The sequence below is a fragment of the Kitasatospora sp. NPDC101235 genome, from assembly GCF_044767505.1.
In the GTDB taxonomy this organism is placed as follows: Bacteria; Actinomycetota; Actinomycetes; order Streptomycetales; family Streptomycetaceae; genus Kitasatospora.
This window is the reverse complement of record NZ_JBIWNZ010000001.1, coordinates 258,497-282,968: the sequence shown is the minus strand read 5'-3', so window position 1 is coordinate 282,968 and position 24,472 is coordinate 258,497. Positions and strand designations below refer to the sequence as shown.

Here is a 24,472-nt window from a genome sequence, read left to right as displayed (position 1 = left end):
TTGAGTCGAGTCACGACGATGCGCAATCGAACGCCTACAAAAAACGAAGATTCACTCGTTGGAGTGACCCGGCTGGACATGGACACTGCCGGAAAGGGAAAGTCTCGATGTCCTCAACAAGGGCCATTGGGGGGCTCCTATGGTGGAATCTCGCTCGAATCAGAAGATGATCGAGCAAAAAGGCGGAGTGGGACCGTTGCTCGGCGCTCGGAAGCCGAGTCCCTCCGCATCTCTCAGGGTCGGAAAACCGCGCGCCGGCGAAATGCTGGCCGACACGTTCGACCCCGAGCTGTTCCGCGAGAATTCCGAGACGGTACTGAGCCGACTGGAAAGCCATCTGGCCGATTCCTCGATCAGAGGGCTCGAACTGATCGACCCCGAAACACTGACCCAGGCCGCCAGGGCCCTGATGACCTCCGAGCGCGAGAAGATCGCGGCCTTCGACGAGAAGCGGCTGGACGGGATCACCGACCTGTACGTCAGGACGGGGATCCAGGTCCACTCACCCGGCTACATGGGGCGGCAGTTCTCGGGCGTGGTGCCGCTGGGCGGGGTCGTCGACTTCGTCAGCTCGGTGGTCAACCAGCCGTCCTCGTTCTACGAGGCGGGCCAGCTGCCCAGCGTGGCCGAGCGCATCATGGCCGAGGAGCTGAATCGATTCATCGGCTGGGAGCCGGACTCCTTCGCCATGGTGACCACCTCGGGCGGGTCACTGGCCAACCTGACCGCACTGCTGGCGGCCAGGAACAAGATGTTCCCCGACTTCTGGTCGGGCGGCAGCCCGACGGCGCACGGCCTGCCCCGCCCCGCCATCGCGGTCGGCGCGGACGTGCACTACAGCGTCTCGCGGGCGGCCGGGATCCTGGGGATCGGCGAGTCGCAGATCGTGCGCCTGCCGATCAACCGGGAGCAGCAGATCTGCCTGGAGCAGGTGCGGCCGGCCCTGGAGGCCGCCGAGCAGCGGGGACTGAAGGTGTTCGCCCTGGTCGCCTCGGCCGGCACCACCTCGGTCGGCGCCTTCGACCCGCTCGACGGGCTCGCCGACATCGCCCGGGCCGCGGGCATCTGGCTGCACGTCGACGGCGCACACGGCGCCAGCCTGCTGGTCTCCGACCGGCTCCGGCACAAGCTGCGGGGGATCGAGAAGGCCGACTCCCTGGCGTGGGACGCACACAAGATGATGTTCGTTCCGGCGCCCTGCACGCTGCTGTTCTACCGGAACAAGGAGGACAGCCTCGGGGCCTTCCAGCAGCGCGCCAGCTACGTCTTCGACGAGGAGCCGGACCGCTACACCGAGCTCGACAGCGGTGCCAGGAACTTCGAGTGCACCAAGCGGCCCATGATCATGCCGCTGTGGACCCTCTGGTCCGTCTACGGCCGGGCCCTGTTCGCCGAGAAGATCGAGCACCTCTGTGAACTGACCGAGGAGATCCACCGGCTCCTCCAGGACGAACCGGAATTCGAAACGGTGCACCGGCCGGAAGCCAACATCCTGTGCTTCCGCTACCGTCCCGCCGAACTCCCGGACGAACACGTGCACCGCTTCCAGGTGGCGATCAGGAACCGGATCAAAATCCAGGGGAATTTCTTCATCTCCAAGGTGAACATCGACGGGGTCGCCGCGCTGCGCGTGGTCATGATGAACCACCAGATCACCGTCGATCACTTCCGGATGCTGCTCGGTGAGATCAGGCGGGTCGGCGCCGACGTCCTGGCCGATGCCGGCTGAAGGCCGCCGAAGAGTCGCGTCCGAACGAACCGCAGCACATGAAAAAGTGAACAACACGAGGACGAGGAATTGACGATGAGTGCAGTGAGCACCGCGCCCACCCGGCCGGCGGCCCCCGGCGGCGCCGGTGAACTGGCGAACTGGCTGATCCCCGAGTGGGAACTGAAGCCGGACTCGGTCGAGGCCGTGGAGAAGCTCCCCTCGTTCGCGAGCAAGCTCCGCGAGTGCGAGCGGGTCTGCCAGGCGCCGTACAGCGAGGTCTCGCACGAGATCCAGGACGCCCTGGTGCTGCGCCGCCTCCAGCAGATGGTCAACACGGTGCGGCTCAACCCGCTCTGGCGCAGCCGCCTCTCGGGCGCCGGCATCAGCGGCGCCCCGCAGACGTACGAGGAGTGGCAGCGGATCCCGCTGTCGGACAAGGAGACCCAGCGCGAGTTCTTCATGGATTCGCGTCCGGGCATGGTGGTGCCGCTGGCGCGCGGCGGCTTCGAGATCGTGGCCAGCGGGGGCACCAGCGGCGGGAAGCCGCTGGAGTCGGTGTACTCGCTGCGGGAGCTGCGGGACACCTACGAGGTGGCCGGCCGCTTCATGGGCGCCTACCAGCTCGGCGGGTACCTGCCCGGCAACGACCCCAAGTGGCTGTACACCACGCTGGCGGACTACCAGATGTGGAGCAGCGGCACCATGGTGGGCGGGGTGCTGGCCCAGGTGCCGGGGGTCAACTACATCGGCGCGGGTCCGGTCACCGCCCCGGTGCTGGAGCACATGTTCTCGTACCCCGGCCCGAAGGCGCTGATGGGGATCACCGCGGGCATCGCGATCCTCAGCGAGCTCGGCGCGGGCATGAGCCAGGAGGCCAAGGAGAGCTTCCGGGTGGCGCTGTACGGGAGCGGGGTGCTGCCGCAGCGCAAGCGGGCGGAGCTCAAGGCGATGTACCCGAACCTGACGATCCTCAGCTACTTCGCCGCCACCCAGGCCGAGACCATCGGGCTGCAGCTGACGGAGGAGTCGCCCTACCTGGCGGCCGTGCCCGGGCTGCACCTGGTGGAGATCGTCGACGAGCAGGGCCGCTGGGTCGCCGAGGGCGAGGAGGGCGAGCTGGTCGTCACCCGGCTGCACGGGCACGAGGCACCGCTGCTGCGGCTGAAGCTGGGCGACCGGATGATCCGCCGCCCGAGGCTGGACGGGCCGGGGCCGAAGACCGGCCGGTTCGAGTTCGCCGGCCGCACCGGGGACATCCTGCACCTGAACGACAGCCAGTACTCGGCCCCGCGCGCGTACGAGGCGCTGCGCGAGGACCTGCTCAAGGCCACGGCGACGGACCTGGACGTGGTCGCCCACGAGATCCAGTTCGTGAACCACCGCGAGGGCAAGACGATCACGCTGCTGGCGTCCGTCGACGACGTCCCCGGTCTGACGTACCGGATGGACGCCGCGCTCGGCCCGTACGGCGTCCAGCACGTCTTCGTCAACGCGCTGCCCCGCTCGCTCTCGCTGTTCAACCAGGGCGAGGCGAACCCCGCCTCGATCGAGAAGACCGGTTACCGGTTCCTGATCAAGTTCGTGCCCAGGGCGTCCGCGGAGATCGAGCGGACGTCGGTCGGCAAGGTGCCGCTGGTGCGCGACCGGGGCTGACAGAACCGGCGGGACGGTACAACTGCCGCTCCGGAACGTTGGTTTGAGGAATGGAGTGAGTATGAAACCGCAAGTGAACATCGCCGTCGTGGTGGACGTGATCGGCGCGCTGTCGGACAAGACGCTGCTCAACGGCAACCTCTGCCTGATCGACGACGGGTCGTTCGAGAGCAAGAACCAGGGAACGCCCGACCTGTGCACCGTGGTGGTGCCGGGCCAGGTGGTCCAGTGGTCCGCCCTGGCGGTGGACCTGCAGACGCCCGTCGAGATCCGGAGCATCAGCTTCGTGCCGGCGGACGAGGGTGCGGGCGCGACCGCGCACGGCGTCGACCACGGCGGCCCGGCCGAGGGCACGGACGGCGGTGCGGCGGGCGGCGCGGACGGCGCGGGCGGCGCACCGTCGGCCGGCCACCGGGTGGCGGGCGGACAGCTGGACCTCAACGTCTGGTCCGGCGTGGTGCCGCCGTACCTGGTGCCCGGGGTGCCGTACCGGTACCGGCTGGAGCTCCAGATGTACGAGGGCGAGCACAGCGTGCTGCACGTCGACTCGCCCGCACTGATGTGCCTGTAGGCGGAACACCGACAAGGAGGGTGGGCGCATGGCCCAACAACTGGCGATCATCGTGCTCGTGGACGTCGGCAACGCGCTGGAGTCCCGGACGCTGACCGGTAACACCTATCTGTTCGACAACATGAAGCTCCAGGGCTCCCTGAACCAGGGCACCGGCGAGTTGGTCACCGCGATCAACGGCACCTACTGGAGCGACGGCTCGCAGGCCGGCGAGCAGGTGCTCAACTGGCTTCCGTACAGCCTCGGTTCGATCCCCCCGACGGTGCCCCGCGGCTACCACACCACCCGGGCGCGGGAGGCCGAGAAGGAGGCGCTGGCGGAGCTCGCGACGCTGACCGAGAAGCCCGGGGTGGCGAACGGCGACACCGAGGCCGCACTCGCCCGGATCCGGAAGACCGTCGGCACCAGGGTCAACGGCACCTCGCGCTCCCGGGCCCTCTCCGGGCAGCGGGTCCTGGACGTCACGGGCCGGGTGGTCTCCGACCACGGCCAGGACACCCACAACTACCCGGCGCCGGTGATCACCGACATCTTCGGCCAGGCGGTGGACGAGAAGGTCATCTACCCGGCCGAGTACGGCTCCCCGGACCTGGTGACCGACGGCTGGTACTGGTCGGCAACGATCGACACCTCCCGGCCCGGGACCTACAGCTACAAGATGCGGATCCAGCTCCACGAGCTGGTCCGGCGGGCGGGCGACTGGACCTGGGAGCCGGTCAACCTCACCTGCGAGTCGAAGCTCCGGATCACCGCGGAGCCCAAGCGGAACGGCTTCACCGGGGCCGGCATGGGCTACCTGCCGATCGCCCCGGCCGCCTTCGGCTGAGCCCCTGACCCAGGAAGTCCCGGTAAGGACGAGGAGGAGTAGATGACCACCAAGCCACGGCTGAAGACCACGCCGAAGCGCCCGATCTCGATCACCGCGGTGGTGGACTGCGTGGGCATGCTGGCGTCCCAGAGCACCCACGGCCACCTGTACCTGTACGACACCAACAAGGCCGGCGGGTCCGCCGACTTCGGCACCGAGGAGCTGCGGACCAAGGTCAGGGCCGGCGACCAGCTGCTCTGGAACGTGCTGGCGCTCGAGTGCGAGGCCTTCGTGGCCATCGACGGGATCGTGATCGACCCCGAGGTGTGCGAGCCGGTCCGGAAGGTGTACCCGGGCACCGACGTCGCCTACTGGACCGGGACGGTGAAGAAGGACGCCACGTCCCCGGTGCCGTACCGGATCAGGTTCCGGCTGGGGACGCAGGTCGAGCCGATCACCACCACTGTGTCGCCCGTCCTGGTCGGCCAGGCCACCTGACAGCTCTGAGCAGCGGACGGCTCCGGGCACTGGACCGCCCGGAACGGCGCGCTCGAAGGAGGAACCTTGACTACCAGTACAAGCAGCGCCTCGGCGGACAAGCAGAACCCCGGGCAGCTGAACTCGGTACAGCTCAACATCGTCACGCTCGTGAACATGGAGCGGGCCACGGCCAACCGCTCGCTGGGCGACGCGATGTACATGATGGACAACAGCGTCGGCGGGTCCGGCCAGGGCACCCGGCAGCTGGAGACGGTCTGCAAGCAGGGCCAGGTGCTGAACTGGATCATCCGCCCGATCGACATGGAGCGGCGGCTGGACGGCACCTGGCCGCCGATGCCCAAGATCAACAACATCGTAATCCTCGACACCGAGCTGGGTGACGAGGAGGACGTGGCCGAGCGGAAGCTCTTCACCGAGCTCAAGATCTACGGCATGCCCGACCGCATGCGCTCGCCGCTGACCCCGGTCTACTACTACTGGGCCGGCACCGTGCTCAGCACCGCCAAGCCCGGCCTGTACCGGTACCGGCTGGTCATCGAGCTGGAGCAGGAGGGCACCAAGGAGAAGCTCTACCTCAACACGGTCGACCACCCCGCGCTGCGGGTGATCGAGGTCTGACAGGCCGACACCGCGTGAGCCCGGTGTCCCCGACCATCGCGGTCGGGGACACCGGGCTCGTTCGCTGCCGGCCTCGGGTGCGCGGCGAGCTTCGCCACCGAGCCGCAGGGCGAGGGCGCCGACGATCACCAGGGTCCGGTCGAGGTGCGGCCGCCTCGGCACTTCCCGTCCCCGGGCCGGGGCTCACACTCGCATGCCCACCACGTGTCGGGGCTCGGACACCAGCCCGTAGATGACCAGGAGCGACATCGTCATGATGAACAGCGACCAGAAGGGGAAGGTCGACAGGAACATCAGCTGGCCCACCGGGCACATCGAGGTGAGCACGATGCCGGTGATCCGGGCAGCCCTCACCCCCAGGAACACACCCAGGCTGGCCAGAATCTGTGCGATCCCGACGACGACCCAGATCCAGCCCCAAGCCGTGTAGTTGAAGATGAGAAGCCGGTTCCCGTGATTGGCAGTCGTCTCGTAGTACCCGTGGTCCAGGACGGCACCCGCAGGCCCCGCACACGCCGGGGAACGCTTCCTCACGAGTGAGAGGACGACGTCCGACCCGCGACTCCGGAGCGATGGTCGGTCCCGATCGCCTGTTCGCGGTGGCGAGATCGCCGGAACGACTGCGGCCCAGGTCGGGACACCTGTCCCGACCTGGGCCGCAGCCTCGGTTCCTGCTGTTCGGAGGGTGGGCGCGGACGGTTTCGAACCGCCGACATCTGCTTTGTAAGCTCGTTCGACCATTCGCCCAGGCTCAGTGAAGCCGCACGCGTCTCCCGCCAGCCGGCCGCAGGCGACATCCGTTGCCGTCTCACGTCCGCCGGTGTTGCCGTCAGGATCTGCCGTCATCGGAGCCCCAGAAGGCGCACGCCACTTCAGCTCACACAGCGGTCTAGCAGCAGCACACGTACCCCGAGGTTCAAGTAGGCGGTATCAGAAGCTACGGGTTCGCGCGCAGTTCCGACCCGTCTGAGTACCTGATGGGCGACCGGTGTCCGCCGACATAGCTATCGATGACCAACGTCACATCTTGGCGGCCACGTATGGCCGCGAACTAGCACGCATCGAAAGCCGACCTTCCGCTCTGATGCGAGGGCGTTAAGCGCCGGTTCCCATTACAGCGGCTAACCATCCGAATCGCCAGGCGGGAAATCCATCTGCCGATTCCGCGATAAGCGCGCGGCTCGACTCTCATTCAGATCAGCGATCAAAGCGGCAATACTTTTCCATTCGGCATCCAAGGATCTTATCTCCCGCTCAACCTGGGCGAGGTTGGTCTCAATAACTTGAAGGTCGGCTATCGTCTCACGCGCTGTGCCATGGTTAAATTCTGCCGAGTCACTCCCGAGTTCAGCGAGCTGCGCCCTAAGCGTCGAAGCATCCCCCAGGAAAGCCGCTTGCCTCATTTTCAGTTGGTGCATTCTATTTTGCATATGGTGCTCCCGCTCAACGAGCGCCATCTCTACGCGTTCACCCCCCAAAATCGACCCCTGGCGGAACAGTCGATTTTGCGCGACGTGCTCGACCTCAATCCCCCTCCCCCTCTTTACCACCTCAACAGTCGAGGGACTTACCGCGACCTTCAGTGCGGTCTTGGCAACGCGCAGAAAGTCCCCCGGGTGCATGAGGTGGAACGAAATTCCCGCACGCAGATTCATCTCATCCACCAAGAGAGGGTGCGGCCCGAGAACATCCTCATTCCTCCTGCGCACCCAATCCGGCTTCTGTTCGCGAGAGACCAGCAGAACGGGAATCTTGCGCCGTTTAGCTTCCGCAATCAACTGCTCCCAGAGCAGCAGATCGCCAAGGGACCTGTCGCCCAATTTTCCGGAGTCCTCGAAACCAGGAGGTATCTTTTGAGAAAACCGAGCCTCGGCACCCTCTCGGACGCGAACTTCAGAATCGGCTTCGAGGGGTGGACCAACCTTCCCATCAAGCAGGTCATCGATCTCCCGGAGGATATGATCTCCAGAAATAGCCGACTTTTGATCTACATCCAGCCTATTTCGCTGCCCCTTGACCTTTCCTTCAGCGCCGCCGAATGCCCGCTTCAGTGATCTCACGCAATCGGCCAATTCGGCCTCTGGAATTGAACATGCAGCCTGCAGTTGCTCCAGGGACTTCAGCGCCTGCGACTTAGCCTGCACGAGAGACGACAAGGCATCATCAAAGCTCTTCTGTTGATTTGAAATGGCATTGAATCGTCGCTCGTGAAACTCCTTTCCGGCCTGATAGGGAACCCAGAGCCTGTCACCCAGCTCCCGCAACGCCGAGATCAGCTCATTTCGAGCCTGGGGAATATATCGATAGAGGTCTAGCAGCACATTTGCATCAAGGGCGACCAGGCCACCCTGAATGAGAATTGTCAGCTCTTCGGTACTCTTCGGATGAAATGCCGGGAACCAATCATGAAGGCTCTTTGACTCTCTGGCGCGATCCTCTGAATCGGACACCGAAATCTCCAACGCACGTCCGACGAACTAGTAACTGGCCCATCATCATGCCCCAGTCACTGCCAGACTGCACCCATTTTGGAAGAACGCCTGAAGAAACCAGCCTTCGGAGAGTCCACTCGTCTCGCAGCTACTACTGCTCTGCCGCTGGCAGCCTGCCCCCAGGATCGTCCATCCTGTCTAGGTATCCACCTACGGAAGGAGCTACCCCGTGCCCGAGCGGAGCCCGCGCGGTACGTACCTGCGGATTGCCGACGCATTGCGCGCCCAGATCAGCGGGGACTCCACCATGACGTCGCTTCCATCAGAGGCTGACCTGATGCAAGGGCATGGCGTCGCCCGCACCACGGTGAAGCGCGCCCTCGATGTCCTCGCCGCCGAGGGCTTGATCCGATCACAACCAGGCGTCGGGTGGCTCGTCGTCGGGACCGAGCAGAAGGTCCCAGTGCTCGACCAGCTCGCTGCCCTAGTTCACGAACTCGGCGTAGACGCCGACTTCCCGTCTGAGAAGGAACTCACCGAGACGACCGGTGCCGCACGGGGTACCGTCCGGCGTGCCCTCGCTCAGCTGGAAGGCGCAGGCGTTCTCGAAGTCCGTCATGGGAAGGGGCGCCGTGTCCGCGCACTTCCCACCAATCACTCCTGACCACAGCCACCTAGGAACGGATGCCATCGTGTGGGCCTACGAGCTTGCCGAATCCCTTCTGTCCATCGACCTGCCGCGCCGCTGGAACCACTCCAAGGGGGTGGCCAGCAAGGCGCGCGCCCTGGCCGTCATCCTCGGCCCGGATGCCGAGCTGCTGGAGTCCGCAGCGGTCCTGCACGACGTCGGCTACTCTCCGCGGATCGTCGACACGGGCTTTCACCCGCTCGACGGCGCGCGGTTCCTCCGCGCGGAGAACGTGGACGAGCGCGTCGTGCGACTGGTCGCCCACCACTCCTGCGCCCTGCTCGAAGCCGAGGAACGGGGCCTTCGCCGGGAGTTGGAAGCAGAGTTCCCACTGGAGGAACCCCATTTGGTGGACGCGCTGATCTACTGCGACATGACCACCACTCCGGATGGCACGCCAACAACGACGCCCGACCGGATCGGCGAGATCGTGGGCCGCTACGGGCCAGACAGCGTCGTCGGCCGATTCATCCGCCGCGCCGAGCCGGAGATCGATGCGGCCGCGCGACGTGTCGAAGGCCGGCTGCTCCAGATCGGCACGTCGGCCTAGCCGATGTACGGCTCGGTGCGGTCCGATGCCAAGCCGTGCTTGATCCGCAGCCGCATGGACGGGTGGATTTCCAAGTCGTCGAGGTCCGCCGGGTTCACCCAGCGGACCTCCTTCGACTCCGAACTCGTCCGCAGAGCGCCGCCGGTAGGGCGTGCTCGGAAGCAGATGGAGAACTGCTGCCGGACCTCCCCGTCGTCGTAGGCCATGACGTGACCAGGGTCCGTATAGAGCCCGACGACGGACACCACCTCGACGTCGATCCCCGTCTCCTCCCGAACCTCCCGGACCACGGTGTCCGCTACGGACTCCCCGATGTCGTGGCCGCCGCCGGGGAGGGCCCACAGGTTGTTGTCCGTCTTGTGGATCAGTAGCAGCCGCCCGTCAACGTCCGTCACGACGGCGGTAACGGAGGGCACAACGGAGTTCGCCTGCGGGGCGGCCGGGTCGTGGAAGTAGTCAATGCGGCTCATGCGGCCTCACTCTCAAGATTCGGCGAGGTGATGATCCGGGAGCTTTCCCAGATCCGCTCGATGCTCGCCACGTACGTGCTGAACAGCTCGCCTCCGGGCACCTGGGAGAGGTGCATCACCGGCGCCAGGTAGGCGCCGACACCGTAGACGTGTCCGTTGACGAGCAGGTCGTCATCGGCTCGGTAGAGCGAGTTGTAGAGCGTCGTCGAGTGGAGCCGGAACTCGACTCCGGGAACGCCGAACAGCGGCGCGTAGTTGGCGAGCGCGTTGCGAATCTTGCCCGCCATCGCTGGGCCGATCCCCTCGTCCTCGCCCCGTTGGGCCACTCCCCCGCAGTCGGGGTCACCCAGCATCAGTCTTACCGGCACGCCCGCCTGCGCCTTCTCTCGGACGAGGCGGAAGAACAGCGGGTCCTCCGACAGCCAGAAGCCGGCGTACACCACCAGGTCGAAGTGCCGCGTGGACTTCGCATAGAGGGACGTCCACAGCTCTTTCGGCACGACCGCACGGTGTGGGTACAGCTTCACCAGCTCGGCCCGGCCGGCCTCCGCCGCCGCGCTGCTGGTCTGCTCATCCGGCCAGAGGTCCGACAGGTCTCGCTGCAACAGGTTGGCGAGCGCGTACTGGAAGCGCCGGTACGGCCGGCGCTCGTCCTTGGCCTCCACCCATCGCTCGACGGTTCGCGAGCTCACGCCCAGCCGCTCCGCGATCTGCTCAATCGTCAAATTGCTGCCGAGGATTGCCCCTCGCAGCCTCTCATTGGCCATCTCGCCCTCCCCTGGACGATGGTGCGGCGCTTGGACGATCCGGGACGACTTCGACCGTAGCGAAGTCGGACCGTAGCCGTCCAGACGCGCCGTGTTCCGACAGGGCCGGAGAGTCGAATCTATTGATGCGCGGCCGGGACTCTCCGGCCGAACCAAACGAAGGACTTGACGAAGCGTCGGCTTCTCGGCATCGTAAGAGACATGTTCAACATGTCTCGCATGGCGAGGCTGGCGAACTGACAGCCCTTCTTTGGGCTGCTCTGAGCTGCACAAACGCGCCTCTCGGAGTGATGCAACAGCCCCTCCAAAGGGGCGTCTGTGAGCTGAGGCGGAGGACGCTGCAATCTCCGCAAAGGCCAGGGGACAGGGGCTTCGGCCCCGACTGGCGAGGTGGCCCGGTGACCGCGAGCAACGGCCGGAGAGTGGGGGCGTGGCCCCCCTTGCAGTGAGTTTCCCTGCCCGCTCGACCGAAGGAGGTGCCCGATGAACCCGATCGACCGCAAGAGACATAGGTCGCCTCGCCGGGCCAACTGCCGGTGAGGCATCGACCAGCGATCACGGTTCCCGGCGTCCCACCGCCTCGGCGGAGGTACGTCGGGTCCGCGCGGACGCTCGTCGATCGTCCGACCCCCAACACGGCTGCGGTCCCGGTGCGGGAACACCGGGACCGCTCAGGGCCGTCCGAGTGAAGGAACACGACCCATGAAACTGATTGTCGCAGGCCAGGACGCCGTGACGCCGGACGAGTTCGCGGAACTCGCGCTCGGCGTCGGTGTGGACGCCGAGCTGTTCACCGGCAGCGAGGACGAGACCGCCGAGGACCGGCGGGTCCGGCTCGATGCCGCGCGGGACATCCTGCGGGACCTGGACGGGCCGGCGGCCCGGTTCGCGTCCGCGCTGATGCGCACGGCCGAGCGCCGCCGGGTGCTGACCTGGAAGGCGGCCGCGTGATGGCACAGCTCCACACCCTCATCAACGGCGCGACCCGCACCCCGCACCTGGCCACCCGCCCGGCCGCCACCGTGCTCGCCGAGTACCGCCCGGACGGTGACGGCGACCTGCGCGGCGCTGCCTGCGCTGGCGTCGACACCGACCTGTTCTACCCGGACCCCGAGCAGATGGGGGCCGACGCCGCCGAGTGGGCTGAGCGCCGCGCCAAGATGATCTGCGCTGGTTGCCCGGTCCGCTCGATGTGCCTGGAGCTGGCGCTGGAGCGGCGCGAGAAGCACGGTGTCTTTGGCGGGCTGAACGCCACCGAGCGGTGGAGCGTGAGTGAGCGCCGCCGCAAGCTCGCCGCCCGCGAACGCCGCGCCGCCGGGGGTGCTCACTGATGAACGCCCCGATGCTCACCGCGCTCACGATGCGCTCACCGCACACCCGGCGGTGGTCGCGGTGAAGCTGCGAATGAGCCCCGACCAGATCCGTTCGGCCGAGCGCGCGTTGGCCGTGGGCACGTGGACGATCACGCTCGGCGCGGTCCTCTACAGCGTGCTCACGGTCACCCCGCTGATGTCCCACCACACTTCCGACGGCTGGGAGTGGACGGCCCCGATCCTGCCGCTGGTCGTGGACGCGGCGGTGGTGATCGTGGTCCGCATGGACAGCACGCTCGCCCGCCTCAACGGCGACGGCGGCCGCTGGCCGGTCGTCCTGCGCTGGATGACCGGCCTCATGACGGTGCTGCTCAACGTGGGTCAGTCCGCCCTGGACCACGACAAGGTCGGGGTGGCGGTCCACGCGGTGGCGCCGCTGCTGCTGATCGTCACAGCGGAGACCTCGCTCGCCTACCGGCGGGCGATCGCCACCGCGCTGGCCGCCCGTGAAGCCCGTGAGCGCGATGAGCGGACCGAGCGCGAGCACCGCGCAGACGAGCGTCGCCGGCAGGAACGCGAGGACCGGTTGGCCGAGTACGACCGGGCCGACAAGGCCGAGCGTGAGCGTCGTGAGTACGACGAGCGGATGGCCCGCGAGCAGCGTGAGCACGAGCAACGGATGGCCCGTGAGGAACGCGAGGAACGGGCCCGCCATAAGGACGCGGAGCGCGACGAACGGCGGCGCCGTGAGGAATCCGACCGCCACGACCGTGAGCGTCGTGAGCGCGAGGCGAGCGAGCGTGAGCGTCGTGAGCGCGAGCGTGAGCAGACCGCCGCGCAGGAGACCGAGCGGCTGCGGCAGGAACTCCTGTCCGCTCCGGCCGCCGACGAGCGACTGTCCGAGGACCAGGCCCGGCAGAAGATCCAGACCGCCGTGACGCTCGGCATCCCGCAGCGCAAGGCAGTTGAACTGACCGGCTGGTCCGTCGGATGGGTCGCCGCCCGCTACCAGGAACTGCGCGGCGCCCGCCCGGAGCGGCCCGCTCTGCACGCCGTCCCGGCCACCACCGAAGAGACCACCGCCCCCCGCGTCGAGGAGCAGGCATCGTGACCACCACCACCGACACCACCACGGCCGGCGCCCAGATCAACGCCGTCGGTTCCCTGCTCGCGCTCTTCACCGCCCACCCCGACCTGCCCGCGTCGAGGATCACCAGCGAGCGCGTCGTCACCGACGAGCGCGACGCCTCGGGCGACCTGGTCCTCACCGAGGGCCTGACCCTCGCCTTCCACCACCACGCCACCGCCCTCGCCGACTTCGAGCAGTGGCGCCAGCGCCTCGGCCTCGACCCGGCCGGCGTCGACCTCGCCACAACCGGCCGCTTCGCCTGGCTCAGCGCCACCACCACCTACGCCGGCACGCCGATCAGGCTGGTCGGCTACTTCACCCTGCCCGAGGCAGCCACGGGCGAGGAGCGGTGAGCCGCCCCCGGCACTGGGACCCCGACGGGGCCCGACACGGCGGAACGCCCACCTACCCGTGGCGCATGGCGCCGCGTGGCCTCTTCACCCGCCGCCAGCTCCGCGCCAAGGGCCTGCGCCCCGGCGGCCAGGACGTCGCCGCGCAGGTCATGTGGCGCTCCCGCTACGGCGGCACCCGCCCCGCCTACCTCTACCGCCTCGCACTGGCCAAGCCCGTACGGCCGATGACCCCCGCCCGGGCCGCCGCCCTCGCCAAAGCCAACCGGGCGCGCCGCACCTGCCCCGCCTGCGGCACGGATGCCGGCTACGTCCTGCCCGCGCACCTCGGCACCTGCCTGACCTGCGCCGCCCCCTACTCGATCACCGCCTGACCCCACGGAGTCCTCGTGCCCGACACCATCGCCGGCGCCATCCCGGCTGCCGAGCCCACGCACACCTGGCTGATCACCTTGCAGTACCCGCTCGGCAACGGCGGTTTCGCCGTCACCAGCCGCCACGGCAGCTCAACCTTCCCGCCGGGCAGCTCCCGCGAACGGGCCTACGTCGCCATCCGGGCCTGGCTCGCTCGGTACGAGCCTGAGCTGGCCGAGAGCAACGCGCACCTCGTGTTCTTCTCCCTGGAGCCCTACCGGCTCTGACCAGCCATAACGGCCCGGAACCGCCGCATTGCTGGCGAGCTGTCGGCGGTTCCGGGCTACCCGTCCTCTCAGAGAACCGGAGTGCCCATCATGTCCGAACCGGTGGCCTCGACGCTGGTCGAGGTCGTCCCCGCACCCCAGAACCAGCCACCGCCCGACCCGAAGCCCAAGCCCGAACCAAAGCCCTCCGCGCCTCAGGGCGCGGTTCCGGGTGTCCCGCTGGCGGTGGCCGTCGCCAACGCCCTCGGGGCTGCCGGCGCCGGTGCTGCCTCGCTCGGCGGCGGGGCCGTTGCCGTGGTCGGTGCCGCCGCTGGCGCCGCCGCCCTCGGCTGCCTGGCCCGCAAGGCCCGCAAGGCCCGCAACCGCCACACCAACCCCCGCCCCTCCGCCCGTACGGTCGCCGCCCATCGTGCGGGCGGGGCCGGTGGCCTCCCTCCCGCCCGCGTCGCCGGCTCCAACTTTGCTTCGCCGCAGAGCCGTGCGGCGAACTCTGCCGCTGCCGCCCGCCGGTCCGGCCCTGGTTCGGCCGGTAGCCGGGGCGGGGCCGGTGTTCCCGCTCACCACACCGCAGACCCGAAGGGACGGCCCGGCATGCAGCGAACGGCCGGAACCACGCACCACGCCGCCCACCGCGCCGGGGCGGCCACCGGTGGTTCGTCCCGGCAGGCCGGGCGGCCTGGCTCCGGCACCGGTTACCGTCCGCCGGCGATCGTGCACACGCTGGCCAAGGCCGCCTCCCGCCTGCCGGGCCTGAAGGACCCGGCCCCGGCCGGGCGGTCCGCGCAGCGTCCGGCCCGGCGGGATGAGCGTCTGGCGCGGGTCGCCGAGCGCACCGCCCGCCGGGTCGAGAAGGGTCAGGCGAAGGCCCTGCGCGCGGCCGGCATCGACCCGGCCACCGGCTCCGGTGCCCGCTCGAAGAGCCCGGCCGGTTCGGCCGGGGCCGGGCGGGTTTCCCCGGTGCAGGCCAAGGCGCTGAAGCGTTCGGCCATGCGTCACCGGGCCCGGATGGGCGGTGCCGCGCTCGCGACCGGCCTGGTCGGCATCGGCTCCGCACTGGCGGGCAACTGGAAGCACAAGGGCAAGGTCGCCGGTCACATGCGCCGCACCTGGCAGCGCCTGGCCACCCGTGCCCGCGCCGTCCGGCAGACCCGGGACTCCGCGATCCTCGGCAAGCAGGCCGCCGACGGCACGCAGGTGCCGGTGCCCGCCGAGACCGTCAACGTCCCCGGCCGCCGGGCCCGGGCCGTGGCCGACGCTCTGGCCAGCGCGTTCCCCCGCCGGCAGCAGCCGGGCGAGGGCCCCGGGACCAGCCCGGCCGGCGCCGACGGCCTCGTGTTCGAGCTCTTCGGTCGCCCCAGCCGCCCCGACACCACCCCCGCCGTCGACCCGATCACCCTCGGCAAGCCCACCGTGAAGGAGACCGCCATGTCCGAGTCCCTGGACGGCACCGCCGCCACGTTCAGCCTCACCTCCGCCGCCGACGTGATCCTCCAGGCGGCCACCACCTTCGACCCCGAGACCATGGGCGACTTCAAGGCCCTGATCGAGGAACTGCCCGCCGCGTTCACCACGCTCCAGGACGTGCTGCGGGTCCTCGCGGAGAAGGCCGCCGAGCAGCTGCCGGTCGACCCGTCCGTGGTCGAGGAGATCGGCTCCGGCTACCGCGCGATGGGCCGCGTCGTCAACGCCCTGGAGGAGGTCGGCCCGACCTTCCGGCAGGCCCACGCCGATGACCTGGAGCGCCAGGAGAACCCCCGCAACGGCCTGGAGGCCGAGCGGAAGTGGAACGTCTGACCCACCGTCGCATCCCCAGCACCCACACCCCTCGCCGGGCCGTCCACACCCTGTGGACGGCCCGGCCGCCCTTTCCCGGCTGGAGACCGCCGCCATGACCAAGAACACCAAGAACACCGGACCGCGTCTGGACTGGAAGGCCGGGCACGGCCTGCTGTCCGGAACCCTGAACGGCACCCTCGGCGCCCTGTCGACGACCGCGCTCGGCCACGCCACCAGCATGCCCGCCGGATGGGCACTCGCCGCCGGCGCCGCCGGCGCCCTCGGCACCCTCGGCGCCGGCCTGCGCAACCGTCTGACCGGCGCCACCATGGCGTTTCGGGGCACGTGCTGGATGGCCGCGGGCGGCTGGTCGTCGTGGGCGCTCGCCCACGGCGGCCCGTGGCAGTGGCCCGAGCTCGGGTCGCTCGCCGTCGCCGGGATCGCCGCCGGCACCCTCGGCGCCGCGTTCGCCGCGCACGAGGAGGTGGAGCAGGCCAAGCGCGCACACCTGCTGCTGATCGGCGCGCGCCGCCAGCTCGCCGCCGACTGGACCGACCGCATCAAGCGGGTCTGCAACGTCGAGGTGACCGTGCTCGGCATCGAGCACTGGCCCTCCGGCGCCGGCTACACCCTCGAACTCGAACTCCCCGAGGGCGGGACCACCCGCCGCTCCATCGCCGACCGCGCCGAGGCGCTGGGCTCCGACCTCGACCTGCCCGACGGCTGCGGCCTCCAGGTCATGCCCGGCATCTCTCGGCGCCGCGTGCTCATCCAGGTCACCACCAAGGTCCTCACCGACGAACTGTTCTTCCCCGTCGAGGAGATCGAGGAGACCACCACCGTCAACAACCCGATCCCGGTCGCGATGCTGTCCGACGGCGCGCGGGCGGAGATGGACCTGCGGCAGGCGTCCACGATCGTGACCGGCCCCACCGGCACCGGCAAGACGAACTGGCTGCACTCGCTGATTGCCCGGCTGGACCAGACGAACGACGTGCTGGTGTGGGTGATCGACCTCAACGGCGGCTCGATCGGCCTGCCGTGGCTCAACGCCTGGCGTGACGCCCAGCTCGGCCGCGACGGCTCACGGTGGGCCGGTGCCGACATTCCCGTCCCGGGCGTGGACTGGGTCGCCTCCACCATCGGCGAGGCCAAGCGTATGCTCGCCGCAGCCGTGCGCATCGCCAAGTCCCGCAAGGTGGCCTACCAGGACGCGATGCGCGACGCGAACGACGACAAGCTCCCGGTCTCCCCGACCGTCCCGGAGATCGTCATCATCATGGACGAGGGCGCCGAGGCCGCCGCCACCCGCGAAGCCCGCCAGATCCTCGCCGGCGTCTCCGAAGTCGTCCGCATCGCCCGCGCCATGGCGATCCGCGCCGTCATCTCCGTCCTGCGCGTCACCCAGGACGTCATGCCCGACCCGCTCGTGCGCAAGATGGCCTCCAACCGGCTCGCCACCGGCGCCCTGGAGGACAGCGAGCTGGGCCACCTCTTCGGCTGGCGGGCCCTGCGCGCCGAGGACTCGTTCTCCGGACCGGGGTCGGTGCTGCTCGGCACCGAGGGCAAGCAGCCCGCCAAGGCCCGCCAGCCGCGCATCACCCCCGACATGATCGAGGAGATCAGCGCAGCCACCGCCCACCGCCGCCCCGCCCTCGACGCCCCCTCCCTCGAAGCGGCCGGCACCGACTACACCGACCGCTGGACCATGGACCGCTGCGGCCACCTCTGGGCCGGCACCGAACCCGTCACCGCCGGAGCCGCCCCGGCCGCGACGACCACCACGTCCGGCCCCGCGCCCGCCCGCCCGGCCAAGGGCGGCGCCCCGGCCGGCGGGTGGAAGGCCACCGCCGGATGGGACAAGCCCCCGGCCGCGCCGGACGACGACCTGGAATCGATCTGGCTGCTGCCCTCCGCCACCAAGGACGGCGACACCCCGGACGGCACCGACTGGGCCGACCCGTCCACCTGGACCACCGGCCGCGAGGAGAGCGCCCCGGACAAGCCCGGCGCGCGTGAGGCCGCACTCATGCTCCTGATCAAGGCCGGGCCCGAAGGCACCGGCGCCAGCGCCATGGAGAAGATCCTCAAGCCCGAGTTCGGGACCACCCGCCAGACCATCAACGGCTGGCTCAAGGAGTGGGCCGAGGCGGGCGAAGTCGTGCGGACCGGGTCCGGAACCAAGACCCGTTACGTCCACCGCGCCCACGCCCCGCAGCCCCCCGCCGAGGACTGATACCGGCCGCTTGTCGCCTGTCGCCCGCCACGCCGAGAAGGGGGTCCAAAGCCGCTCGCGGGGCCACGGACCCCCTTCTGACCTGCGAGGCGACAAGCGACAAGCCACAGCCGACAAGCGACAGGCGACAAGCCGCACGACAAGCAAGACGACAAGCCGCGCCAGCCCGACACACCACCCTCCACCGCCCCGGAAAGGGTCCGCTCATGGCCGTCACTCTCAGCGCCGCCGTCCTCTTCGCGCTCCTGTCTGCCGTCCTCATCCGCGACCGGCGCGTCTCCCTGCCCACTGCCCTCGTGCTCTGGCTGAGCGGCTTCACGATCGCCTCCACCGGCATGGCCGACCCGGTGAACAACATCCTCGCCACCGTCACCCGGATCGTCTCCGGCCACTGACCACCCGCCCCGCACCAACCCCGACGGGAGAAGCACCCTGTACCCGCAGCCCGCCCCGGTGCTCTACACCGCCGAGGGCCAACCCCTGTACGCCGCCGCCCCGCTCACCGCACCGCCCGCCCTCTACCAGGCCCCGCCGCAGCCCGCCCCCGCCTACACCCATCCCGTTGTCCCGCAGCAGCCCACCGTCGTCATCCCGGCCCCCGCACCGACGGTGCCGGGCCGCGACCCGTGGCCCGCCCGCCTCGCCGCCGGAGGCATCGGCCTCGGCGCCGCCGGACTCGGCATCGGCTACGCCCTCCAGGCCGTGGCCGCCGCAGGCAGCAGCCTCGGCGGACTCGCCGTCATCGGCGCCGGCGCCTACTGCCTCGCCAAGACCCGCGGCTCCGGCGGCGGGGGCGGGCAGGGCGCCGTGAACGTCAACGTCACCGTCTCCAACCGCAACCGCTGACCGGAGGAACCGTCATGGCCCGTATGCGAATGCGCTACATCACCTGGCCCCACCCCGCGATCCACCTGACCGACACCCCTGACCCGGCCTGCCCCGACTGCCGGGGCGTCGGCGGCTGGACCGAGGACTACGGCGACTACGACACCGGCGAGTACGCCGGCACCGAGAACATCTGGTGCAGCTGCTGGAACCCCGACCGCACCCGCAGCCTGCTGCCCGTACCGCGCTGGGCCGCCCGTCGCTGGCTCGACCAGGTCCAGCCCGTCTACTCCGACGACCCGCCGTTCTAACCGGCCTGCCCGACCGGCCGTGCCGCCCGGACCACCGCCGCGGCCAGCGGCCGGGGCCCGGACGGTGCGGGGGACCGGCAGACCCGCTGCCGCACAGCACGAAACCCCACACCGACCGGCAATCCGCCAAGACAGGCGGTCGGTGCGGGGCCGTGCATCCCCTCAGAGATGGGACCAAGCATGCCCGACTTCGCCCGCTTCACGCTCGTGATCCTGGACGACCTGCTCGGCGGCGCCCAGTGACCGCCCCGGAGCTGTCCCTCGACCTCCGCCCGGCGGCCGGATGGCTGCCCGCGCGACAGTGGAACGGCCTGACCGTGCTGGACGCCTACTGCAACATCGGCGGCGCCGGCATGGGGTTCTGGCTGGCCGGCTTCGACGTCGTCGGCGTCGACATCCTCGACCAGCCCCGCTACCCCTTCCCGTTCCTGCAAGGGGACGCAGTCGACACCATCGCCGCCCACGGCCACCGGTTCGACCTGATCTCCGCCGGGCCGCCCTGCCAGTTCGACTGCACGCTCACCGCCGGCACCAACGCCGCCCGCCGTGACCAGTACGCGGACCTGCTCGAACCCACCCGCGAGGCGCTGGAGTCCACCGGCCGCCCGTACGTCATCGAGCAGCCCCCCGGCCGCGCCTCGCGCCGGATGAGGATCGACCTCACGCTGTGCGGGGAGATGTTCGGCCGACGGGTGCTCAGGCACCGCAACTTCGAGGCCGGTGGCGGGCTGCTGCTCGACCAGCCGCCGCACGTCCCGCACCGGGGTCTGACCATCGGCTACCGGCACGGCCGGTACGTCAGCCCCGACGAGGGCCGGTACTTCCAGGTCTACGGCAGCGGCGGCGGCAAGGGCACCGTGCCCGAGTGGCAGGACGCCATGGGCATCCACTGGACCACCGTCCGACGCGAGATCGCCGAGGCCATCCCCCCGGACTACACGCGGCTGATCGGCCGACAGGTCGCCCACCACCTCGGCGCCGTCGGAGTCGCCGCGTGAGCTTCTACATGATCCCGATCGTCCACTGCGACGCGCCTGGCTGCGAGAAGCCCGAGATCCACCACCACGCGGCGAGGACCGTTACCGAGGTCCGCGCCTGGCGCAAGGCCGACGGCTGGCACCAGCGCCCCGGCGGCCGGGACATCTGCCCCGACTGCTGGGCCGCCGGACGCCGCTGACCGGCCCGGCCAGCGACCGTGTCCGCCTACCTGGACTGGCGCGACGCCCACCACTACGACCGCACCGGCCCTCGGCCCTGCCGCTGGTGCCGTCGCCCCACCCCGCTTCGCGACGAGCAGCGCAGACCCGCGCACAAGGTCTGCGCCGAACAGCACGCCGTCGAGGAGCCCCCGCCGACGTCTGGAGACCGGCGTGAATCCCATCCTTCAACTCGCCCTAGAACTGGCCCGACTCGGCCTGCCGTTGCTGCCCCTGCGAGCCGGGAAACGCCCGGTCGGCAACTGTCCGGCCTGTAGGGACAACGCCTGCGGCGGCCGGCCGAACATGAAGAACCCGGGCCCGTGCACCTGCCCGGCACCCTGCCACGCGTGGGCCGCCGCCACCACCGACCCGGCCGTACTAACCGGCCCGCCGTGGCTGCGGGCGTGGCGGGAGGCCGAAGCGGTGGCCTACCACCCGGGCGGCGCGGGGCTGACCGTGGTCGACCTCGACAACACCGACGCCGTCGCCTGGGCCCGCACAGCCCTGCCTGCCACCCTGACCGTGCCCACCACCCGGGGCGAGCACTGGGTGTACCGGGGCGCCATGGCCTCGGCCAACGCTGTCCGCCCTGGTGTCGACGTCAAGTCGACCATGGCGTACGCCCGTTGGCTCGGCTACGGCACCGGCACCATCACTCTGCTGCCCGACGCCGTTCGCGCCCTGGTGGCCAAGGAAGAGGCCACCCCGCCGCCGAGCGGGGCGCAGGTGGTCTCTTCACCTGCGCCGCCCTGGACCCGCACCGTAGGCAGCGGATGCCGCCACACCGACCGCTACATCAACACCGGCCTGCAACGAGGCCTCGCCAAAATCGCGGACTGCCCGGAGAACGGCGCCGGATCGCAGGCCTTCGGCGTCGCCCGATTCCTCGCCGCCCAGCACACCCGCTGCCCCGGCCCCTGCGGCCTCGACACCATCGCCCGGCAGCTCATCGACGCCGCCGTCAACGTCGGCGTCCCCCACGACTACGCCACCCGGGCAGTCACCCGCGGCTTCGCCGCCGTCTGCGCCAGCACTGCCTGACCTGCCCGAAGCGGGCCGCCGATCCGACCAAAGAGCCGGCGGCCCGCCCAACCAGCCCAACAGAACTGGAGACACCAGGATGACCGATCCCACCCCGCCCGTCACCACCACCGAGGATGGCGCCGCCCTGCTGGACGAGGTCGAGCGGCACCACCGCCGCTTCAACGTCTTCCCCTCGGAGTCCGCCTACGTTGCCGTGACCTTGTGGGACGCGCACGCCCACCTCATGGACGCGTTCGAGGCCACCCCCCGACTCGCCTTCCTCTCCCCGGAACCCGGCAGCGGCAAGACCCGCGCCCTGGAGATCACCGAGACCCTGGTCCCCCGGCCGCTCACCACCGTGGACATCAGCGCGTCCGCGCTGTTCCGCTCCGTGTGCGACGAGCAGGCCCGCCCCACCGTCCTCTTCGACGAGGTCGACACGGTCTTCGGTGCGGCGGCGGGCGGAAACGAGGACCTGCGCGGCCTGATCAACGCCGGATACCGCCGCACCGGCGGCGTCGTCCGCAGCGTCCGCGACGGCGAGAACCACGTCGTCCAGAAGTTCCCCGTCTACGCCGCCCTCGTCCTCGCCGGCCTCGGCGACCTGCCGGACACCATCATGAGCCGCTCCATCGTCATCCGGATGCGCCGCCGGGCCCCCAACGAGAAGGTCGAGGCGTTCCGCCAGCGCATCCACGAAGCCGAGGGCCACGCCCTGCGCGACCGCCTCGCCGACTGGGCCGACACCGTCCGCGAGCAGCTCACCGGCGCGTGGCCCGAGATGCCCGAGGGCGTCACCGACCGACCCGCCGACGTGTGGGAGCCCCTGCTCGCCGTCGCCGACGCCGCCGGCGGCCACTGGCCCGAGCGCGCCCGCACCGCCTGCCTCGAACTCGTCAACGCCGCCAAGGGCAACGACAAAGGCAGCCTCGGCGTGCGCCTGCTCGCCGACCTGCGCGACGCCTTCGCCGGAGCCGAGCGCCTCACCAGCGCCACCATCATCGAACGCCTCACCGGCATGGACGACGCCCCGTGGGCCGACCTCGACGGCCGCCCCCTCAACACCCGCTCCCTCTCCCGGATGCTCGGCGACTACGTCACCGCCACCAACCAGCCCATCCGCCCCCGCAACATCAAGATCGGCGGAGCTGTCGCCAAGGGCTACTACGCCAGCGACCTCGCCGACGCCTGGCTGCGCTACTGCCCGCCCATTCCCGAAACCTCCGCTACCAGCGCTACTCCCGCTACCGCCCAGGTCAGGGCCCTCTTCCCGGTAGCGGAACCGGTAGCGGTAGCGGATACCGAACCGCCCACCACCACCGAAACCACGGCCGAACTCACCACCGCCGGCTGACAGCACCAGTCCGCTACCGCTACCCCATCCGCTACCGCCGCGCCCCATCTGACCTGCGTGGTAGCGGAGTAGCGGCGGTAGCGGACCTCAGAAAACAAAGGGGTGGAACCGGCACTGGTTCCACCCCTTTGCCATGCCCCGACCTCCGGGAGTCGCCCGATGACCACCGCCATCCCCGAAGCCCTGACCGTGCCCGAGGTCATGGCCGCACTCCGAATGAGCCGCAGCAAGGTCTACGACCTCATCCGCTCCAAGACGCTCGTCAGCTTCACCGAAGGTCGCTGCCGACGGATCGCTGTCGACAGCCTCGCCGACTACATCCACACCAAGACCGAGGGGAACCGTCTCTGATGGCCCGAAAGAATCCGAACGGCGCCGGCAGCATCTGGCAGCGCAAGGACGGCCGCTACGAGGGGCGCGTGTACGTGCCGCAGCCGGACGGCACCCGCAAGCGCAAGACCGTCTACGGCGACACGTGGGAGGAGTGCGACGCCAAGCGCCAGGAGTTGGTGAAGCGCGCCCGGGACGGCGTCCCCACCCCGACCCGCTCGCAGAAGCTCTCCGAGTGGCTCCCCTACTGGCTGGAGGAGTTCATCCGACCGCAGCGTAAGAAGACCACGTACGCCAAGTACGAGACCCACGTGAGGCTCTACTTGATCCCGCACATCGGGACCAAGCGCCTGGAGTCGCTGAGCGTCGCCGACGTCCGACGTCTCGTCAGCGCGGTGACGCGTCAGGCCTCCGCCGCGACGGCGAAGGAGTCGCACCGCGTGCTCCGTACGGCCCTTACGGCCGCGTGCCGCGAGGAACTGATCAGCCGGAACGTGGCCACCCTGGTTCCGGCCCCGCGTGTGGAGGTGCGCGAGATGAAGACGTGGACGCTGGACCAGACGATCACCTTCCTGGAGGCTGCTCGCCCGGACCCGCTGTACACGGCGTTCGTGCTGGCCATCACGCTGGGCCTGCGGCGCGGGGAGATCCTGGGACTGCGCTGGAGTGACATCGACTTGGACCACCGCACGCTCACGGTTCGGAACCAGCTCCAGCGGGTGCAGAAGGAGCTGTATGCCGACAGCACGAAGAACCGGCGAACCCGGGTGATCCCGCTGCCGTCGATGTGCATCGCGCCGCTCCGCTGGCGACGGCTCCAGCAGGCTCAGCAGCGCGAGGCCGCGGGGAGGGAGTGGGAGGAGACGGGGTACGTGTTCACCTCCCGGACCGGCCGTCCGATCGAGCCGCGGAACCTCAGCCGGTCCTTCGAGCGGATCGGCGCTGACGCCGGCCTGCCGCGCATCCGCCTCCACGACACGCGGCACGGCTGCGCGACCATCCTGTTCGCGGCCGGCGTCGCCGCGCGAGTCGTAATGGAGATCCTGGGGCACTCGCAGATCGCCGTGACGATGAACGTCTACACGCACGTCTCGGAGGAGACTCGACGCGAGGCGCTCGGGCACATGGACCGCCTCCTCAAGAGGCGCCGCAAGACGGGCTGACACAGCCGTTGCCGTCAGTTGTTGCAGTCAAAAGGCCCGCAGCACGATCGCTG

Annotated in this window: 29 protein-coding genes; 25 read left to right on the top strand and 4 right to left on the bottom strand. The window is 69.7% G+C overall.

Translation table 11 applies throughout. The features are described from left to right. Positions 1-262: 262 nt before the first annotated feature. The 6 genes from ACIRRH_RS01365 (at position 263) to ACIRRH_RS01340 (ending at position 5,862) form a co-directional block, all read left to right on the top strand. Complete coding sequence (locus tag ACIRRH_RS01365; protein ID WP_403060012.1) at positions 263-1,729, top strand: pyridoxal phosphate-dependent decarboxylase family protein; 1,467 nt, start codon at positions 263-265, stop codon at positions 1,727-1,729. Positions 1,730-1,804: 75 nt separating this feature from the next. Beyond that, the gene (locus ACIRRH_RS01360) at positions 1,805-3,364 is read left to right on the top strand and encodes a hypothetical protein (RefSeq protein ID WP_403060010.1); all 1,560 of its coding nucleotides are present in this window, start codon (positions 1,805-1,807) and stop codon (positions 3,362-3,364) included. A gap of 61 nt (positions 3,365-3,425) precedes the next feature. Next, a complete protein-coding gene (locus tag ACIRRH_RS01355; RefSeq protein ID WP_403060007.1) occupies positions 3,426-3,935 on the top strand; it encodes a hypothetical protein in 510 nt (169 codons plus the stop codon). 28 nt (positions 3,936-3,963) lie between these two features. Continuing rightward, the gene (locus ACIRRH_RS01350; RefSeq protein WP_403060004.1) at positions 3,964-4,761 is read left to right on the top strand and encodes a hypothetical protein; all 798 of its coding nucleotides are present in this window, start codon (positions 3,964-3,966) and stop codon (positions 4,759-4,761) included. Between the two features lie 42 nt (positions 4,762-4,803). Further along, a complete protein-coding gene (locus ACIRRH_RS01345; protein ID WP_403060001.1) occupies positions 4,804-5,241 on the top strand; it encodes a hypothetical protein in 438 nt (145 codons plus the stop codon). A gap of 66 nt (positions 5,242-5,307) precedes the next feature. Continuing rightward, on the top strand, positions 5,308-5,862 hold the full coding sequence (locus tag ACIRRH_RS01340; RefSeq protein ID WP_224277079.1) for a hypothetical protein: 555 nt from the start codon (positions 5,308-5,310) through the stop codon (positions 5,860-5,862). 183 nt (positions 5,863-6,045) lie between these two features. Here ACIRRH_RS01340 and ACIRRH_RS01335 read toward each other — a convergent pair whose 3' ends face one another. Both ACIRRH_RS01335 and ACIRRH_RS01330 read right to left on the bottom strand, forming a co-directional pair. Next, a complete protein-coding gene (locus tag ACIRRH_RS01335; RefSeq protein ID WP_403059998.1) occupies positions 6,046-6,396 on the bottom strand; it encodes a hypothetical protein in 351 nt (116 codons plus the stop codon). Positions 6,397-6,983: 587 nt separating this feature from the next. After that, positions 6,984-8,312 carry a PIN-like domain-containing protein gene (locus tag ACIRRH_RS01330; protein WP_403059995.1) on the bottom strand — a complete coding sequence of 443 codons (1,329 nt, stop codon included), beginning with the start codon at positions 8,310-8,312 and terminating at the stop codon, positions 6,984-6,986. Positions 8,313-8,523: 211 nt separating this feature from the next. Here ACIRRH_RS01330 and ACIRRH_RS01325 point away from each other — a divergent pair, with 211 nt between their 5' ends. Both ACIRRH_RS01325 and ACIRRH_RS01320 read left to right on the top strand, forming a co-directional pair. Beyond that, positions 8,524-8,958: a GntR family transcriptional regulator gene (locus ACIRRH_RS01325; RefSeq protein WP_403059992.1), complete on the top strand. Its 435-nt coding sequence runs from the start codon at positions 8,524-8,526 to the stop codon at positions 8,956-8,958. A gap of 28 nt (positions 8,959-8,986) precedes the next feature. Beyond that, positions 8,987-9,532, top strand: coding sequence for an HD domain-containing protein (locus ACIRRH_RS01320; protein WP_403059989.1), 546 nt, complete (start codon positions 8,987-8,989; stop codon positions 9,530-9,532). Here the strand turns inward: ACIRRH_RS01320 and ACIRRH_RS01315 are convergent. Together ACIRRH_RS01315 and ACIRRH_RS01310 are read right to left on the bottom strand one after the other, a co-directional pair. After that, complete coding sequence (locus tag ACIRRH_RS01315) at positions 9,529-10,002, bottom strand: NUDIX hydrolase (RefSeq protein ID WP_403059986.1); 474 nt, start codon at positions 10,000-10,002, stop codon at positions 9,529-9,531. The genes ACIRRH_RS01320 and ACIRRH_RS01315 overlap by 4 nt on opposite strands. Next, positions 9,999-10,769 (bottom strand): helix-turn-helix domain-containing protein, encoded by a 771-nt coding sequence (locus ACIRRH_RS01310; protein WP_403059983.1) that lies wholly within the window; start codon positions 10,767-10,769, stop codon positions 9,999-10,001. Before ACIRRH_RS01310 ends, ACIRRH_RS01315 begins: the two co-directional genes overlap by 4 nt. Positions 10,770-11,471: 702 nt before the next feature. On the opposite strand from ACIRRH_RS01310, the gene ACIRRH_RS01305 reads away from it, so the two are divergent. From ACIRRH_RS01305 to xerC, 17 genes are all read left to right on the top strand, one after another. Then, positions 11,472-11,720: a hypothetical protein gene (locus tag ACIRRH_RS01305; RefSeq protein WP_403059980.1), complete on the top strand. Its 249-nt coding sequence runs from the start codon at positions 11,472-11,474 to the stop codon at positions 11,718-11,720. Further along, positions 11,720-12,100: a WhiB family transcriptional regulator gene (locus tag ACIRRH_RS01300; protein WP_403059977.1), complete on the top strand. Its 381-nt coding sequence runs from the start codon at positions 11,720-11,722 to the stop codon at positions 12,098-12,100. The genes ACIRRH_RS01305 and ACIRRH_RS01300 overlap by 1 nt, the downstream gene beginning before the upstream one ends. A gap of 61 nt (positions 12,101-12,161) precedes the next feature. Beyond that, positions 12,162-13,193, top strand: coding sequence for a DUF2637 domain-containing protein (locus ACIRRH_RS01295; protein ID WP_403059974.1), 1,032 nt, complete (start codon positions 12,162-12,164; stop codon positions 13,191-13,193). After that, positions 13,190-13,564 carry a hypothetical protein gene (locus ACIRRH_RS01290; protein ID WP_403059971.1) on the top strand — a complete coding sequence of 125 codons (375 nt, stop codon included), beginning with the start codon at positions 13,190-13,192 and terminating at the stop codon, positions 13,562-13,564. The genes ACIRRH_RS01295 and ACIRRH_RS01290 overlap by 4 nt, the downstream gene beginning before the upstream one ends. After that, positions 13,561-13,935: an RRQRL motif-containing zinc-binding protein gene (locus ACIRRH_RS01285; protein ID WP_403059968.1), complete on the top strand. Its 375-nt coding sequence runs from the start codon at positions 13,561-13,563 to the stop codon at positions 13,933-13,935. Before ACIRRH_RS01290 ends, ACIRRH_RS01285 begins: the two co-directional genes overlap by 4 nt. Positions 13,936-13,950: 15 nt before the next feature. Further along, positions 13,951-14,202 carry a hypothetical protein gene (locus ACIRRH_RS01280; protein WP_403059965.1) on the top strand — a complete coding sequence of 84 codons (252 nt, stop codon included), beginning with the start codon at positions 13,951-13,953 and terminating at the stop codon, positions 14,200-14,202. Positions 14,203-14,292: 90 nt separating this feature from the next. Next, a complete protein-coding gene (locus tag ACIRRH_RS01275) occupies positions 14,293-15,996 on the top strand; it encodes a hypothetical protein (protein ID WP_403059962.1) in 1,704 nt (567 codons plus the stop codon). Positions 15,997-16,090: 94 nt separating this feature from the next. Continuing rightward, positions 16,091-18,214, top strand: a complete 2,124-nt coding sequence (locus tag ACIRRH_RS01270; protein WP_403059959.1) for a hypothetical protein — start codon at positions 16,091-16,093, stop codon at positions 18,212-18,214. Positions 18,215-18,420: 206 nt separating this feature from the next. Beyond that, positions 18,421-18,609 carry a hypothetical protein gene (locus ACIRRH_RS01265; RefSeq protein WP_403059956.1) on the top strand — a complete coding sequence of 63 codons (189 nt, stop codon included), beginning with the start codon at positions 18,421-18,423 and terminating at the stop codon, positions 18,607-18,609. A gap of 58 nt (positions 18,610-18,667) precedes the next feature. Next, entirely contained in the window at positions 18,668-19,060 is a 393-nt protein-coding gene (locus tag ACIRRH_RS01260; RefSeq protein ID WP_403059953.1) for a hypothetical protein, read from the top strand. Positions 19,061-19,074: 14 nt separating this feature from the next. After that, positions 19,075-19,350 carry a hypothetical protein gene (locus ACIRRH_RS01255; RefSeq protein ID WP_403059950.1) on the top strand — a complete coding sequence of 92 codons (276 nt, stop codon included), beginning with the start codon at positions 19,075-19,077 and terminating at the stop codon, positions 19,348-19,350. 239 nt (positions 19,351-19,589) lie between these two features. Next, entirely contained in the window at positions 19,590-20,348 is a 759-nt protein-coding gene (locus tag ACIRRH_RS01250; protein ID WP_403059947.1) for a DNA methylase, read from the top strand. Continuing rightward, a complete protein-coding gene (locus ACIRRH_RS01245; RefSeq protein ID WP_403059944.1) occupies positions 20,345-20,527 on the top strand; it encodes a hypothetical protein in 183 nt (60 codons plus the stop codon). Before ACIRRH_RS01250 ends, ACIRRH_RS01245 begins: the two co-directional genes overlap by 4 nt. Before the next feature lie 193 nt (positions 20,528-20,720). Continuing rightward, the gene (locus ACIRRH_RS01240; protein WP_403059941.1) at positions 20,721-21,590 is read left to right on the top strand and encodes a DNA primase; all 870 of its coding nucleotides are present in this window, start codon (positions 20,721-20,723) and stop codon (positions 21,588-21,590) included. 79 nt (positions 21,591-21,669) lie between these two features. Next, positions 21,670-22,926 (top strand): DUF3631 domain-containing protein, encoded by a 1,257-nt coding sequence (locus ACIRRH_RS01235; protein WP_403059938.1) that lies wholly within the window; start codon positions 21,670-21,672, stop codon positions 22,924-22,926. A gap of 159 nt (positions 22,927-23,085) precedes the next feature. Beyond that, a complete protein-coding gene (locus ACIRRH_RS01230) occupies positions 23,086-23,277 on the top strand; it encodes a helix-turn-helix domain-containing protein (protein ID WP_403059935.1) in 192 nt (63 codons plus the stop codon). After that, positions 23,277-24,419 (top strand): tyrosine recombinase XerC, encoded by a 1,143-nt coding sequence (gene xerC, locus ACIRRH_RS01225; RefSeq protein ID WP_403059932.1) that lies wholly within the window; start codon positions 23,277-23,279, stop codon positions 24,417-24,419. Before ACIRRH_RS01230 ends, xerC begins: the two co-directional genes overlap by 1 nt. Positions 24,420-24,472: the final 53 nt, after the last annotated feature.